Origin of the sequence: Pseudomonas marginalis, from assembly GCF_008692035.1 — a bacterium.
GTDB lineage: Bacteria > Pseudomonadota > Gammaproteobacteria > Pseudomonadales > Pseudomonadaceae > Aquipseudomonas > Aquipseudomonas marginalis.
Map to the genome: position 1 here is coordinate 4,220,134 of NZ_VTFG01000001.1, position 15,546 is coordinate 4,235,679.

Consider the following 15,546-nt stretch of genomic DNA (forward strand, 5'->3'; position numbering starts at 1 on the left):
GCATCGCATAGCTAAAGTGGGGATTGAAACAAAACTGTCATGAAATCAGCTTTTTATGCATGAAAAAAAGGGGCTTATAAAAGCCCCTTTTTTGTCTGGCTCGGGTTTATTGACCCGGAATGTCCTTGCGCAGTTTCACAGGGTCCTGCTGTTTCTTCTTTTTCGCGATGGCGGTGCGCATCTTGATGTTCACCGCTTCCACCGCCAGCGAGAACGCCATGGCGAAGTAGACGTAGCCTTTTGGCACGTGCACGTCGAAGGATTCGGCGATCAGCACGGTACCGACCACCAGCAGGAACGACAGTGCCAGCATTTTCAGCGACGGGTGCTTGTCGATGAAGTCGCTGATGGTGCCGGCGGCCAGCATCATCACCAATACGGCAACAATGATCGCGGCAACCATGACCGGCACATGGGAGACCATGCCCACGGCGGTGATCACCGAGTCCAGGGAGAACACGATGTCGATGATCGCGATCTGGATGATGGTGTAGATGAACTTGCCACCGGCGCCCTTGGGTTCGTCGTGGGTTTCGTCTTCACCTTCCAGGGCGTGGTACATCTCCTGGGAGCTTTTCCACAGCAGGAACAGGCCACCGAAGAACAGGATCAGGTCGCGGCCTGAAATGCCTTGGCCGAAGACCACGAACAGGTCGTCGGTCAGGCGCATGACCCAGGTGATCGACAGCAGCAACAGGATTCGCGTGACCATGGCCAATGCCAGGCCGAAGATCCGGGTGCGTGCCTGCATATGCTTGGGCATGCGGCTGACCAGGATCGAAATCATGATGATGTTATCGATGCCCAGGACGATCTCGAGGGCCGTCAGGGTGAAGAAGGCAATCCAGATTTCCGGATTGGTCAGCCATTCCATGTGTATTCCTTTGAGCAAGTGTTAAACCGCGCAAGCTGCAGCGCCGCGCGGTGAGTGAGTCGGTACGATTATAGAGTGCTGAACAGCGGAAAAATCCCCATCAGCAATGCGGCGAACATTATGCACAGGCATACCAGGACTGCCCACTTCAGGGTGAAGCGCTGGTGATCGCCAAATTCGATACCGGCCAGGGCCACCAACAGGTAGGTCGACGGTACCAGCGGGCTGAGCAAGTGCACGGGCTGGCCAACGATCGAGGCGCGGGCCATTTCCACCGCGGTGATGCCGTAGTGGCTGGCGGCTTCGGCGAGTACTGGCAGTACGCCGTAGTAGAACGCATCGTTGGACATGAAGAAGGTGAACGGCATGCTCACCAGTGCGGTGATCACCGCCAGGTAAGGGCCCATGGCTTCCGGAATGACGGCCAGCAGGCTCTTGGACATGGCATCGACCATGCCGGTGCCCGACAGGATGCCGGTGAAGATCCCTGCGGCGAAGATCAACCCGACCACCGCCAATACGCTGCCGGCGTGGGCGGCGACGCGGTCTTTCTGCTGTTGCAGGCACGGGTAGTTGACGATCATCGCGATACTGAATGCCACCATGAACAGCACCGGCAGCGGCAACAGGCCGGCGATCAGGGTGCACATCAGGGCCAGGGTCAGGGCACCGTTGAACCAGATCAGCTTCGGACGGCGGGCGTCCGGGTATTGCGACACGCTGATCTCGCTGTGGTCGATCTCGTCGCCTTGCAGGTGCAGCTCACCCAGGCGCGCCCGTTCGCGCTTGCCGTACATGTAGGCAATCACCAGGATCGCCACCACACCGGCGGCCATCGCCGGGATCATCGGGACGAAAATATCCGAGGGGTCCACGTGCAGCGCACTGGCGGCGCGGGCGGTCGGGCCGCCCCAAGGGGTCATGTTCATCACGCCACCGGCGAGGATGATCAGGCCGGCCATGATCCGCGGGCTCATACCGATGCGCTGGTACAGCGGCAGCATGGCGGCCACGCAGATCATGTAGGTGGTGGCGCCGTCACCGTCGAGGGACACCACCAGGGCCAGCACCGCGGTGCCGACCGATACCTTCAGCGGGTCGCCCTTGACCATCTTGAGGATCTTGCGCACGGCCGGGTCGAACAGGCCGGAGTCGATCATCAGGGCAAAATAGAGGATGGCGAACATCAGCATCACGCCGGTCGGCGCGAGCTTGGTAATGCCTTCGAGCATCATCGGGCCGATCTTCGGTGCGAAACCGCCGAACAGCGCGAACAGGATAGGCACGATGATCAGGGCGATCAGCGCGGACAGGCGCTTGGTCATGATCAGGAACATGAACGTGATGACCATGGCAAAGCCAAGGAAAGTCAGCATAGGAATACTCCAGGCGTAGCGCGGCTAGGGAATGGCAAACCGGGGTGGGGTCAGCGCAGAACGAAAGGCACTAGGCGTACGGGTGGAGTTGGGGCGAACAGGCGGGTACGGACGGACATCGGGGATCACCATTGTTGTTGTGTACAGCCGGTCTGTTGCCGGCAGTTGGGGGCGATCCTAGACGCGTTAGCTTTCAGCCAGCTTTCGTTGGCAAAACAGTTGGTGGTGGGAAGATGTACGGTCTTCAGGTGTACACAATTCAAATGTGGAAGGGGACTTGCTCCCACATTGGAATGTGTTTATTCCGTGTACTTCAGGGCAGCTCGAGGCCGCCCGCTGCTTTGTGCAGTTTGCGCAGGTGTTCACCCACCTGCTTGAGGTTGGCTTCACACGCGGCAATTTCGGCCGCGCGGGACGGCTCCAGCAGCGCCCTCACCTCTTTATCCAGCTCGCCGGTGAGCGATTGCAGCTGCTTCTGGCGCTCAGCGCTTTCCGATTCCAGGCGCTTGGCTTCCGATGGTTGCGGCAGGCCATAGCCACCGCTGCCCAGCAGTTCCGCCGGGCGGCTGAGGAAGCCACTGTTGGCGAGGATCTGCTGCAGTGTGGCGTTGGCTTTCTCCATGCCGCCGTTTTTCAGCTCGCGTGCACCGAGGTAGCGTTGCTTGACTTCGTCCTGGGCCAGCATCAGCTGTTTGCGAAAGCTCGCCTGTTCCAGCAGCAGCAGTGCGGCGCTGGTGCGCAGGTCGGCCTGGTCAAACCACTGCCGGCGCTCTTCGGCGCTGAGGGACAGCCAGTCTTCAACCTGGGTCTGTTTGATCGGCAGATGTTTGCGCAGCACGTCGAACATGGCCTGGTAGCGTTCGCGGAAGGAGTCGAAGTGATACCCCAGGCGCATGGCCTCGCGTTTGTCGTTGAGTACGCTGGTATCCGCCAGGCCACGGGCTTGCAGCACTTCCAGCAGGCCATTCGGTGTGATGTTGTCCAGGCCGGTCAGCTGCGGGTTGGCGCTGCCGCTGCGCAGCAGTTTCAGGCTTTCGACCGCGCAGTTGTTGGACAGGAAGTAATAGTTGCCGTCATAGCTCCAATGCATTTCAGCGGCGTGCTCGACGGTGTCGTTGATCTCCTGGCGCGACAGTTTCAGCGGCACGGACGCCAGGCCGCGCAGTTCGGTCTTGGTGTATTCGTCGATCACCTGGGCCAGCGGCAACACGAACAGCCGTGACGGGTACTTGCCCACCAGGCCGTCCCAGCTGGACAGCTGTACATCGCCGACGAAGGCGCGGTAGGACAGCACCAGGTGCTGGTCCAGGTCGAGTCGGCAGTCCGGCCCACGGGGGCGGCCCGGCGCGCAGATCACCAGGCGCAACATACTGTGGCCCCAGCGGCTGACCAGGTTCTGGTTGGCTTCGGCCAGCAGGTAGTCGATTTCGTAGACCCGCTCCGGGTCGACGTGGCCCAGGGGGGTCTTGGCGAAATCGTTGCCGGCGTTGAGGAACGCGTAGGTCTTGGCGCAGGTGTCTTGTTCCGGTGGGGCCCAGCCGAAGTGTTCCTTGTAATAGCGGAACAGCGCGGGGCGCCGGCAGGCATAGCTTGGGTCGAGGAGGAAGTACTCCATATTGACCGCTACGAATTCCAGCGGGCTGGTGGTTTCGTAGATATCCGGGCTGCGCGCGACCTGACGGTTGTGTTGTTCGCGCTCACCGCGACGGCCGACATATTGCGGCCAGCCCGCCAGGTCCAGCAGGCGCGGGTCATCGCTGAGGGTGAAGCGCCGGTCATTCTGGCCACGACATTGGTCGGGCAGGCCGATCAGGCCGGTGATGTTGTTCTGGCGGCTGCAACGCTGGATCAGCGCGCGTTCGTCCTTGGGCCACAGGCGCGCACGGTCATAGATGTGGGTCAGTTCGTGCAGGACGGTGGCGAGCATTTCCCGGCGCACGGTGCCGTGGGGGCGATTGGTTTTCTGCGTGGCGGCGCTGCCGTCGGTCAGGCTGTCGAGCAGGTTGCGGTTGAGGTCCAGCTCGGACACCAACGAAGCCTGGCCATAGGCATTTTCGGGCATCTTGTCGGTCCAGCCGACATCGATGCGCCGGTCCAACTGCTCGACGAAGCGCGGTGGCAGCGAGCGCATCGCCTCATCGAGCAATGCCTGGCTGGCCTGCTGTTCGGCCGGGCTCAAGCCATCTGTCTTGAGCCGCAGTTGCAGGCTGGCCTGGGCTGCGCTGGCACACAGCAGCACAGTCCCGGCCAGGAGCCAGGCGACAAGGCGCCTCACAGAGCGAGGATAGCTTCGGCGAGGGTCTGGTCGCTGGCATCGCGCGCTTCCGGCAGGCGGGTGCGCAGGGTGTCGAAGGCGGCTTCCAACTGTGCGCCGCGGATCTCGCCGTTGGTGGCGACGAAACTGGCCGCGTCATCGTGGGCTTCGCGCACGACTTTGGAGTCGCGGATGGAGGTGGTGGTGTCCGAAGTGAAATCAATGGTGCGGCCAGAGGCGCGAACAATGATGTTACTGGTGGCCACCAGGGTATGTGCCTGGGCAACGTCGGCCAACAACAGCAGGCCAAGGGTGGCGGCGATCAGCGGGCTACGCATGGAATGACTCCGAAATACAAAGATGATTATTGGACGAGAATTGCCTGCGCCAGTTCAAGGTCGCTGGCGTTAAGTTTTGGTTGGGTACGGCGCAGGTAATCCAGCGCGGATTCCAGCCGTGCGCCCCGCCATTGGCCGTCAGTGGCGATAAACGCAGCGGCATCATCCTGGGCCGCCACGACTACTTTCCGGTCGAACGGCGCGGAGGTCACCTTGCTGGTGGCGTACGCACTCGCGACGGTACCTTGGATGGTCAGGTCAAAGGCCGAAGCCAATGGCGACCAGCTGGCACACAAACACACAGGGACTATTAGCAGGCGGTATGAAAAAGCCATGGGACTCGACAACTGAAAGCGAGCGCCAAGGCTAGCGTAATGCCCGGGCGAGAGCCAGTGCGGCGGCATCGGGGAGCGACGGGCGCTCCCTTTGTGTCAACTCACTCAAATAGCCAGGATGGCTTGGGCCAGCTGTGCGTCAGTCGCGGTGTTCAGTTGCGGCGCCTGTTGGCGGATCTGGGCCAGGGCGCTTTCCAGCTTCACACCACGAATGGCGCCTTCGCTTGCGACGAAGCTGGCTGCGTCGTCACGGGCGGCGCGCACGACCTTGTTATCCCGCAGTGACGAAGTGGCATCGGAGGTGGCGTCGGAAGTAGCCTTCAGTGCGCCGACGATGGAGTCGGTGGTCACGATGAAGCTGGATGCGCTGGCGTTGGTGGCCAGGGCCAGCAGGGCAGCAGCACTCAGCAGGCGAATACGGGACATGGGGTGACTCCTGTAGGTGAACGAATAAGGTGGCGCAGGGCAGCCATTCGGGATCAGACGCCTGTTCTAAACGGTTCGCCACGTTGTGCATGGATATTAAGCCGCTGTTTATCCGTTCGGAAAGCTTCTTGACTGCCTAGTCTCGCCAGAACGGCTTGGACAGCTCGGCCATTCGGTCTCCCGGGCTGATGCCGACATCGGAGAGTTCTCGAAGATCGAGTTGCGCCAGTTGGCGGCGTTCGTAGGCGTGGCGGAGCCATTTGGCCAGCGTGGAAGCTGTCCTGTGTAACAGCCGTTTATAGAGAGAGGGTTGGGTGTCCATGGTGAGCGCCTTTCGTGAGGTCCTGGAACACCATGGTGGGCGAGTGGCTCTGACCGTTACAGATACACCAATGTTTAATTGTACTGCTTAACTGTTATATTTTTTGAACTGTACTGGTTTGGATGAATGGCTTCTGTTTGGACGGAAAGAAGGCTCTCCCGGAAAACAACAAAGCCCGCCTCCGGTTTCCCGGGGCGGGCTTTGTTTTGACAAATCAGTGCTGGCTGTGGACCCGGTGGGTCAGGGCCAGCGGGCGTCAATTAACGCCAGAACGGCTTGCTCAGCTCTTCGTAGCGTTGAGCTTCGCTGATACCGGCATCAGCCAGCAGACGCGAATCCAGACGAGCCAGTTGATGGCGGCTGGAGATGCGGCGCTGCCACAACATCAGGTTGGCGAGAACGCGCAAAGGCAGGGAAGCCTGGGTGTTTACAGCTTTTTCTTCGAAGAACAGTTCGGAACTGAGTGTACGTTCCATGATGACATCCTTCCGCTTGTGGCGGGATTAGGTAGTGGTTTAACTGATGCCAATGATCCTCCTCCGGCGCAAGACTCTCTAGATACAGTTCACCTGTATTGTGAGGGGCCAGTTAACTGTTTATAGGCGCTGTACTGTACGGAAATGGGGCAACTGTACTTGTACGCACTGAAATAGTGCGAAATAAGCATTTTGTGACGTGAGTGTGGGAATTTTCGGTAGGAAATGACCGGTACAGCAGTACAGTTTTTTCAAGAAGCGAGGGTTGTGGCATCGAGCTGACGAAACTGTGTTTGCGTCAGCTCGAATCTGTATCAATCAAGCCTTGAGCATATGCCCGGTTTCTTCCAGGTTAATGTGCCAACTCAGTGCTTCGCGCAGGATGTGTGGCGTGTGTCCGCCGATGGCGCAGGCTGTGTTGAAGTAACTGTTCAGCGCATCGCGGTATGCCGGATGCACACAGTTGTCGATGATCACCCGGGCTCGCTCCCGTGGCGCCAGGCCCCGCAGGTCGGCGAGGCCTACTTCGGTGACCAGGATGTCGACGTCGTGCTCGGTGTGGTCCACATGGCTGACCATCGGCACCACGCTGGAAATCGCGCCGCCCTTGGCAATCGACTTGGTGACGAAGATCGCCAGATGCGCGTTGCGCGCGAAGTCGCCGGAACCGCCGATGCCGTTCATCATCCGCGTGCCGCAGATGTGGGTGGAGTTGACGTTGCCGTAGATGTCGAACTCCAGCGCCGTGTTGATGCCGATAATGCCCAGGCGCCGCACTACTTCAGGGTGATTGGAGATTTCCTGCGGGCGCAGCACCAGCTTGTCTTTGTAGTGCTCCAGGTTGCCGAACACGTCGGCATTGCGCCGCTCCGACAGGGTGATCGAGCTGCCCGAGGCAAAGCTCAGTTTGCCGGCGTCGATCAGGTCGAACGTCGAGTCCTGCAACACTTCCGAATACATGGTCAGGTCTTCGAACGGCGAATCGATCAGGCCGCACATCACTGCGTTGGCAATGTTGCCGATCCCGGCCTGCAGCGGGCCAAGCTTGTTGGTCATGCGCCCGGCGTCCACTTCCTGCTTGAGGAAGTTGATCAGGTGGTTGGCGATGCCCTGGGTATCGCTGTCGGGTGGTGTCACGGTGGAGGCTGAGTCGGCCTGATTGGTGATCACGATGGCGACGATCTTCTCCGGCGGGATCGGGATCGCGGTGCTGCCGATGCGGTCGTCGACCTTTACCAGGGGGATCGGCGTACGGGTTGGTCGGTAGGTCGGGATATAGATGTCGTGCAGCCCTTCCAGATTCGGGTTGTGTGCCAGGTTGATCTCGACGATCACTTGCTTGGCGAAAATCGCGAAGCTGGCGGAGTTACCCACGGACGTGGTGGGCACGATATGGCCTTGTTCGGTGATCGCAACGGCCTCGATGACGGCAATGTCCGGCAGCTTGAGCTGGTTGTTGCGCAGTTGCTCGACGGTTTCCGACAGGTGCTGATCGATAAACATCACTTCGCCGGCGTTGATCGCCTTGCGCAACGTGCTATCGACCTGGAACGGCATGCGTCGGGACAGCACGCCGGCTTCGGTCAATTGCTTGTCCAGGTCGTTACCCAGGCTGGCGCCGGTCATCAGGGTGATTTTCAGCGGGGACGTCTTGGCGCGTTCGGCCAGGGCGTGGGGGACGGCCTTGGCTTCACCGGCACGGGTGAAGCCGCTCATGCCGACGGTCATGCCGTCCTCGATCAATGCGGCGGCGTCTGCCGCGCTCATGACCTTGTTCAACAACGAAGGCAAGCGGATACGATCACGGTACATGAATTGTTATCTCAGGCTACGGAAGCAAGGTGGGCAGTGTAGTGATTTCAAAAAGTTTCGGCCCGCTACCATGGTCGAATGCGGGGCAGCGATTTAGAGCCTTTGGTCGGGTTTCATGGGGTAATAAAAAACCCCAGCCTACTGGAGGCCGGGGTTTCGGGTATTGCTCTGGCGCAGTGTTACTCGACGGCCTTGACCATATCTTCGATGACCTTCTTGGCATCACCGAAGACCATCATGGTCTTGTCCAGGTAGAACAGTTCGTTATCCAGCCCGGCATAACCACTGGCCATCGAGCGCTTGTTGACGATGATGGTCTTGGCCTTGAACGCTTCCAGGATCGGCATGCCGGCAATCGGCGAGTTGGGGTCGTTCTTGGCGGCCGGGTTGACCACGTCGTTCGCGCCCAGCACCAGCACCACGTCAGCCTGGCCGAATTCGGAGTTGATATCCTCCATCTCGAACACCTGGTCGTAAGGCACTTCCGCTTCGGCCAGCAGGACGTTCATATGCCCAGGCATACGGCCGGCCACCGGGTGGATCGCGTATTTCACGGTCACGCCACGGTGGGTCAGTTTCTCGGTCAGTTCCTTCAGGGCATGCTGTGCCCGTGCCACTGCCAGGCCATAGCCTGGAACGATGATCACGGTGTCGGCGTTGGTCAGCAGGAAGGTGGCGTCGTCGGCCGAACCGGACTTCACCGGGCGTGCTTCTTTAGAACCCGCTGCAGCGCCGGCATCCGGCGCATTGCCGAAACCGCCGAGCAGTACATTAAAGAAGGAGCGGTTCATCGCCTTGCACATGATGTACGACAGGATCGCACCGCTTGAACCCACCAGTGAACCGGCAATGATCAGCATCGAGTTGTTCAGCGAGAAGCCGATGCCCGCCGCTGCCCAGCCGGAGTAGCTGTTAAGCATCGACACAACAACCGGCATATCGGCGCCGCCAATCGGGATGATGATCAGCACGCCGAGCACGAACGCCAATGCCAGCATCAGCGCAAAGGCGGTGAGGTTGCCGGTGAACATGAACGCCAGGCCCAGGCCCAGGGTTGCGAGGCCGAGTACCAGGTTGATCTTGTGCTGGCCGCCAAACTGTACCGGTGCGCCTTGGAACAGGCGGAACTTGTACTTGCCCGAGAGCTTGCCGAACGCGATCACCGAACCGGAGAAGGTAATTGCGCCGATGGCCGCGCCGAGGAACAGCTCCAGGCGGTTGCCCGCCGGGATCGCATCGCCCAGGTGTTTGACGATGCCCAGGGACTGTGGCTCGACCACGGCGGCAATCGCGATAAACACCGCGGCCAGGCCGATCATGCTGTGCATGAAGGCGACCAGTTCGGGCATCTTGGTCATTTCTACGCGCTTTGCCATGATCGAGCCGGCGGTGCCGCCGACCAGCAGGCCGACGATCACGTAGCCGATACCGGCGGTGGCCAGCTCAGCGCCGAGCTTATAGATGAGGCCCACGGTCGTGAGTACCGCCAGCGCCATGCCGAGCATGCCGAACAGGTTGCCGCGTCGTGACGTAGTGGGATGCGACAGGCCTTTGAGGGCCTGGATAAAGCAGATCGACGCGATCAGGTACAGCGTCGTCACCAGATTCATGCTCATTACTTCGGCGCCTCTTCTTTTACTTTCGGGGCTTTCTTCTTGAACATCTCCAGCATCCTGCGAGTTACCAGGAAACCGCCGAACACGTTCACGGCTGCGAGGGCCACAGCCAGGGTGCCCATGGTCTTGCCCAGTGGCGTAACGGTCAGCGCTGCAGCGAGCATGGCGCCGACAATCACAATCGCTGAAATGGCGTTGGTCACTGCCATCAACGGTGTGTGCAGTGCGGGCGTTACGTTCCAGACCACGTGGTAACCGACATAAATCGCCAGCACAAAGATGATCAGGTTGTAGATACCGGGGGAGATAAGCTCTTCCATCGTCTGAATCCCTGCTTAGGCGTTTTTGCGGATGACTTGGCCGTCGCGGCACATGAGGCACGCGGCGACGATGTCGTCTTCGAGGTTGATTTCAAACTGCCCTTCCTTGTTGAAGACCAGCTTCAGGAAGTCCAGCAGGTTGCGCGCATACAAGGCCGACGCATCGGCGGCGACGGCGCCGGCGAGGTTGGTCGGGCCGCAGATGATTACGCCGTTCTCCACCACCACCTGGTCGGCGACGGTCAGCGGGCAGTTACCGCCCTGGGCGGCAGCGAGGTCAATGACCACCGAGCCGGGCTTCATCTGCGCGACGGTGTCGGCGCTGAGCAGCGTCGGCGCCTTGCGGCCGGGGATCAGGGCGGTGGTGATGACAATGTCGGCCTGCTTGGCGCGTTCGTGCACGGCCAGCGCCTGGCGTTGCATCCAGCTGCTGGGCATCGGGCGCGCGTAGCCGCCGACGCCAACGGCGCATTCACGTTCTTCGTCGGTTTCGTAGGGCACGTCGACGAACTTGGCGCCAAGGGATTCGATCTGCTCTTTTACCGCAGGGCGCACGTCGGATGCTTCGATCACCGCGCCCAGGCGTTTCGCCGTGGCGATGGCTTGAAGGCCTGCAACACCGGCGCCGAGGATCAGCACGCGCGCGGCTTTGACCGTACCGGCGGCGGTCATCAGCATCGGCATGAAGCGCGGGTAATGATGGGCGGCGAGCAACACGGCTTTATAGCCGGCGATGTTGGCCTGGGACGACAGCACGTCGAGGCTCTGGGCCCGCGAGGTACGTGGCGCAGCTTCCAGCGCAAAGGCCGTGATGCCCTGCTCGGCCAGCTTGGCAATGGTTTCGTTGCTGAACGGATTGAGCATGCCCACCAACACAGTGCCGCTTTTGATCAGCGCCAGTTCGCTGTCGCTGGGGGCGACCACCTTGAGAATCAGCTCGGCGCCAAACGCATCGCCGGCACTGCCAATGGTCGCGCCTGCCGCTTCATAGGCACTGTCGACGATGCTGGCCTTGAGGCCTGCGCCGCTTTGAACAGTGACCTTATGGCCCTGGCCGATCAGCTTCTTGATGGTTTCCGGGGTGGCAGCCACCCGCGTTTCACCGGTCTGGGTTTCGAGAGGAACACCAATGTGCACGTCAAATCTCCTGCATGATCTTTTTGCTTTTGATCTTTTTGTAAAAAGGCCAGTGCACCGCGAGTGGCGCAGCTGGGGCGGCCGATCAGCACGATCCCGCTGAAATGACAGCGGGGCGCGGCATTTTGCAGGCGAACTTTACGGCCTTCAAGGGATTATGACGGGTGACGAAAAATTAACTACAAGTCACCCTGTGACTGATTGTCGCAACACGTTGAAATAACCTCTTTAAATACAGGTGTTTAAAGGGCTGCAGCTGATTCGTGTATTTTTTTCCATCGTTGATGTGAATAGTCGGGCATTGGCTGATAGGAGTCGCTACAAGCCACGAAAATCATGGCTTTAAGCCTTGTTTCAGACTGACAGGTACAGTCTGCTTAAATGCGACATATACGTATATCTGTAGGCTTTAGATTTAGCTGACTACAAAGTCAGCATGTGAGGCTTGTCCTTTAAATGCTGGGGCTGTACTGCTGCGATTGGTCGATCAACCAGTCTCTGAACGCGTGCAGTGAAGCGGATTCGACTTTTCTGTCAGGAATCATCAGGTAATAAGCCTTCGAACTGGTCAGCGCCTTCGGGCTTGCGATCACCAGTCGCTGCTCGTCCAGTTCTCGCTGGATAAGGAATGGAGGGATCAGTGCAATACCCATGTCATGCATGGCGGCTTGAGACAACATCGAGAATAGCTCGTAACGTGGGCCTGTCATGTCGCGGGGCACGTTCAGTTGCTGCGCGTTGAACCATTGGCGCCAGGCGTAAGGGCGGGTGGTCTGCTGCAGCAATGGCAGTTCTGCAATCTCCTGGGGGGTGAATCGCTCAAGTTCGCCCAATAGTCGCGGGCTGCACACGGGTACGGGATTTTCTCCCATTAGCCTGTGGGATTCGGTGCCGGACCAATCTGCGTCGCCGAAGTAAATTGCTGCGTCGAATTCCGTATCCGCAAATAGAAAAGGACGCGTGCGGTTAGTCAGGTTTACCGTCACCTCCGGATGCTCTCGTTGAAAATCCTTGAGGCGAGGGATCAACCATTGCGTACCAAAAGTGGGTACCACGGCCAGTTCAATGGTGTTTGCGCCTTGCTGCCCCATGACGGACAGGGTATCGCGCTCCACGGCGTCCAGCTGGGTGGCCACGCGACGGCTGTATGAAAGTCCCGCCTCCGTCAGCTTTACCCCGCGCCGTGAGCGCCGAAACAGCTCGACACTTAAAAACTCCTCCAGGCTGGCGATCTGTCGGCAAATGGCGCCTTGGGTGATGGAAAGCTCATGCGCCGCCTTGGTAAAGCTCTCGTGGCGGGCTGCCGCTTCAAAACTGACAAGGGCGGTGGTGCTGGGAATTTTCCTGCGCATATACCTTGTCCTCACACAAAAAGTGCAGCTGAGTCGCTTATAGGCGTTACGGAGTGAGAAATTAGCACAAGCCTATGCAAAAACCTCGTTTGCTCTCCCTGCCTGCCCGGCCTAGGCTCCATGCACGAATTCTGATTTTCTTTGCGAGGACTCATTCATGGCTGGCAAGGCAAGCTTCAACTGGATCGATCCACTGCTGCTGGATCAACAGCTCACCGAAGAGGAGCGCATGGTGCGCGACAGTGCTGAGCAATTCGCCCAGGACAAGCTGGCGCCGCGTGTGCTTGAAGCTTTTCGCCATGAAAAGACCGACCCGGCGATTTTCCGTGAAATGGGTGAGACCGGTTTGCTGGGGGCAATGATTCCTGAGCAGTACGGGGGCAGTGGTTTGAACTACGTCAGCTACGGCCTGATTGCGCGTGAGGTTGAGCGCGTCGACTCCGGTTATCGCTCGATGATGAGTGTGCAGTCGTCACTGGTGATGGTGCCTATCAATGAGTTCGGCACCGAAGCGCAAAAGCAGAAGTACTTGCCGAAATTGGCCTCGGGCGAATGGATTGGCTGCTTTGGTTTGACCGAGCCTGACCACGGTTCCGATCCCGGCGCGATGGTTACTCGTGCACGCAAAGTGGATGGCGGCTACAGCCTGACGGGCGCAAAAATGTGGATCACCAATAGCCCGATTGCGGACGTGTTTGTGGTGTGGGCCAAGGACGATGCTGGGGATATTCGTGGGTTTGTCCTGGAGAAAGGCTGGAAAGGCCTGAGTGCGCCGGCGATTCACGGCAAGGTCGGCCTGCGCGCCTCCATCACCGGTGAGATCGTGATGGATAACGTGTTTGTGCCGGAAGAGAACATTTTCCCGGATGTGCGCGGCTTGAAGGGCCCTTTCACCTGCCTTAACTCGGCGCGTTATGGCATCTCCTGGGGGGCTTTGGGTGCTGCCGAGTTCTGTTGGCACACCGCACGCCAGTACACCCTGGATCGCCATCAGTTCGGCCGTCCATTGGCAGCAACTCAATTGATCCAGAAGAAGCTGGCCGATATGCAGACCGAAATCACCCTGGCGCTGCAAGGCTGCCTGCGCCTGGGGCGTATGAAGGAAGAGGGAACGGCTGCGGTTGAAATCACATCCATCATGAAGCGCAACTCATGCGGCAAGTCCTTGGACATCGCACGTATGGCGCGGGACATGTTGGGGGGCAACGGCATCTCCGATGAGTTCGGGGTGGCGCGTCATCTGGTGAACCTGGAGGTGGTTAACACCTATGAGGGCACCCATGACGTGCATGCCCTGATTCTGGGGCGCGCGCAAACCGGTCTTCAGGCGTTCTATTAATAGGGGAACGGCATGGGCGCGCTTTCGCATCTGCGGGTATTGGATTTATCGCGAGTGTTGGCAGGCCCCTGGTCCGGGCAGATCCTTGCGGACCTTGGGGCTGAGGTGATCAAGGTCGAGCGACCTGGTAGCGGTGACGATACGCGCGCCTGGGGGCCGCCCTTCCTTAAGGATGTTGATGGCGAGAACACGAGTGAGGCGGCGTACTACTTGTCGGCTAATCGCAACAAAGAGTCGGTGACGATCGACTTCACGCGGCCGGAGGGACAACGGCTGGTGCGAGATCTGGCGGCCAAGTCCGACATCTTGATCGAGAACTTCAAGGTGGGTGGCCTGGCGGCGTATGGGCTGGACTACGAGTCGCTCAAGAAGGTGAATCCCGAGTTGATCTACTGCTCGATCACTGGCTTCGGTCAGACGGGGCCGTATGCCGCTCGCGCGGGGTATGACTTCATGATCCAGGGGTTGGGTGGGCTGATGAGTCTTACTGGTCGGCCGGAAGGCGATGAGGGGGCCGGGCCGGTGAAGGTGGGGGTGGCGTTGACTGACATTCTCACTGGGCTCTACTCGACGGTGGCGATCCTTGCTGCGCTGGCGCATCGGGATCATGACGGGGGTGGGCAGCATATCGATATGGCGTTGCTTGATGTGCAGGTGGCTTGTCTGGCTAACCAGGCGATGAACTACCTGGCCACGGGAGCGGCGCCAAAACGACTGGGTAATGCTCATCCGAATATCGTGCCTTATCAGGATTTTCCTACGGCCGATGGCGATTTCATACTGACCGTGGGTAATGACGGGCAATTTCGTAAGTTCGCCGAAGTGGCTGGGCAGCCGCAGTGGGCGGATGATCCGCGGTTCTCTACTAATAAGGTGCGGGTAGCCAACCGCGCTGAGCTGATTCCATTGATTCGCCAGGTTACGGTCTTCAAGACTACGGCTGAGTGGGTGTCACAACTGGAGCGGGTTGGTGTGCCTTGTGGGCCGATCAATGACCTGGCCCAGGTGTTTGCCGATCCTCAGGTAAAGGCACGAGGGCTGGCGATACAGCTGCCGCATGCGTTGGCGGGGATGGTGCCGCTGGTGGCCAGTCCGATTCGGTTATCCAAGACGCCTGTGGAGTACCGTACTGCGCCTCCTTTGTTGGGGCAGCATACGGCTCAGGTGCTGCAGGATGTATTGGGGCTGGGCTCGGCGAATGTGAAGGCTTTAAAAGAAGCGGGAGTTATCTAGGAGCGCTCTTCTATATAGAGGGCGTTTTTGGTGGTTTTTTAATCAACTTCGGTAGATTGATAGGAAAACCAAATTAAATGTTGACGGCAGATTCTAGAAGTCTATAATTCGCCCCACTTCCGGCGCAGTCGAAACGTAAAACTCCTTGGTAAACAAAGAGTTATGCAGGATAAAGCAGCGGATTGCTTCAGTTCATCGAAGCCCGGAAGTAGTTGGTAGAGTCGTGTTGTTTGACACTATTAACGATTCGATCTTCTCGGTCGAAAGTGGAGAAAAAGAGGTGTTGACAGCAGCGTGTAACGCTGTAGAATTCGCCTCCCGCTGACGAGAGATCGC

15 protein-coding genes are annotated in these 15,546 nt (G+C 59.2%); 2 read left to right on the forward strand and 13 right to left on the reverse strand.

Going from position 1 to position 15,546, the window contains the following annotated elements:
• Positions 1-106 precede the first annotated feature (106 nt).
• The 13 genes from FX984_RS19790 to FX984_RS19850 all read right to left on the reverse strand — a co-directional run bounded on the left by FX984_RS19790 (position 107) and on the right by FX984_RS19850 (position 12,638).
• Positions 107-874 carry a TerC family protein gene (locus FX984_RS19790; RefSeq protein ID WP_027608010.1) on the reverse strand — a complete coding sequence of 256 codons (768 nt, stop codon included), beginning with the start codon at positions 872-874 and terminating at the stop codon, positions 107-109.
• A 68-nt stretch (positions 875-942) separates the two neighbouring features.
• Positions 943-2,250, reverse strand: coding sequence for a CitMHS family transporter (locus FX984_RS19795; RefSeq protein WP_003170826.1), 1,308 nt, complete (start codon positions 2,248-2,250; stop codon positions 943-945).
• A 313-nt stretch (positions 2,251-2,563) separates the two neighbouring features.
• Complete coding sequence (locus FX984_RS19800; protein WP_146476868.1) at positions 2,564-4,525, reverse strand: DUF7844 domain-containing protein; 1,962 nt, start codon at positions 4,523-4,525, stop codon at positions 2,564-2,566.
• Positions 4,522-4,842 (reverse strand): DUF2388 domain-containing protein, encoded by a 321-nt coding sequence (locus FX984_RS19805; RefSeq protein WP_027608008.1) that lies wholly within the window; start codon positions 4,840-4,842, stop codon positions 4,522-4,524. Before FX984_RS19805 ends, FX984_RS19800 begins: the two co-directional genes overlap by 4 nt.
• Positions 4,843-4,868: 26 nt before the next feature.
• Entirely contained in the window at positions 4,869-5,177 is a 309-nt protein-coding gene (locus FX984_RS19810) for a DUF2388 domain-containing protein (RefSeq protein ID WP_027608007.1), read from the reverse strand.
• A 105-nt stretch (positions 5,178-5,282) separates the two neighbouring features.
• Positions 5,283-5,603: a DUF2388 domain-containing protein gene (locus FX984_RS19815; protein ID WP_027608006.1), complete on the reverse strand. Its 321-nt coding sequence runs from the start codon at positions 5,601-5,603 to the stop codon at positions 5,283-5,285.
• A gap of 136 nt (positions 5,604-5,739) precedes the next feature.
• A complete protein-coding gene (locus FX984_RS19820; protein WP_027608005.1) occupies positions 5,740-5,925 on the reverse strand; it encodes a DUF1127 domain-containing protein in 186 nt (61 codons plus the stop codon).
• 260 nt (positions 5,926-6,185) lie between these two features.
• The gene (locus tag FX984_RS19825) at positions 6,186-6,401 is read right to left on the reverse strand and encodes a DUF1127 domain-containing protein (RefSeq protein WP_003187413.1); all 216 of its coding nucleotides are present in this window, start codon (positions 6,399-6,401) and stop codon (positions 6,186-6,188) included.
• A gap of 318 nt (positions 6,402-6,719) precedes the next feature.
• Positions 6,720-8,213: a succinyl-CoA:acetate CoA-transferase ScpC gene (gene scpC / locus FX984_RS19830; protein WP_027608004.1), complete on the reverse strand. Its 1,494-nt coding sequence runs from the start codon at positions 8,211-8,213 to the stop codon at positions 6,720-6,722.
• Positions 8,214-8,392: 179 nt separating this feature from the next.
• Entirely contained in the window at positions 8,393-9,829 is a 1,437-nt protein-coding gene (locus FX984_RS19835; protein ID WP_027608003.1) for an NAD(P)(+) transhydrogenase (Re/Si-specific) subunit beta, read from the reverse strand.
• Positions 9,829-10,149: an NAD(P) transhydrogenase subunit alpha part 2 gene (locus FX984_RS19840; protein WP_003187417.1), complete on the reverse strand. Its 321-nt coding sequence runs from the start codon at positions 10,147-10,149 to the stop codon at positions 9,829-9,831. The genes FX984_RS19835 and FX984_RS19840 overlap by 1 nt, the downstream gene beginning before the upstream one ends.
• A gap of 15 nt (positions 10,150-10,164) precedes the next feature.
• A complete protein-coding gene (locus FX984_RS19845) occupies positions 10,165-11,286 on the reverse strand; it encodes a Re/Si-specific NAD(P)(+) transhydrogenase subunit alpha (RefSeq protein WP_027608002.1) in 1,122 nt (373 codons plus the stop codon).
• A 452-nt stretch (positions 11,287-11,738) separates the two neighbouring features.
• Positions 11,739-12,638, reverse strand: coding sequence for a LysR family transcriptional regulator (locus FX984_RS19850; protein ID WP_169898802.1), 900 nt, complete (start codon positions 12,636-12,638; stop codon positions 11,739-11,741).
• A 157-nt stretch (positions 12,639-12,795) separates the two neighbouring features.
• On the opposite strand from FX984_RS19850, the gene FX984_RS19855 reads away from it, so the two are divergent.
• Both FX984_RS19855 and FX984_RS19860 read left to right on the forward strand, forming a co-directional pair.
• Entirely contained in the window at positions 12,796-13,977 is a 1,182-nt protein-coding gene (locus FX984_RS19855; protein ID WP_027608000.1) for an acyl-CoA dehydrogenase, read from the forward strand.
• Positions 13,978-13,989: 12 nt separating this feature from the next.
• Entirely contained in the window at positions 13,990-15,210 is a 1,221-nt protein-coding gene (locus FX984_RS19860) for a CaiB/BaiF CoA transferase family protein (protein ID WP_027607999.1), read from the forward strand.
• Positions 15,211-15,546: the final 336 nt, after the last annotated feature.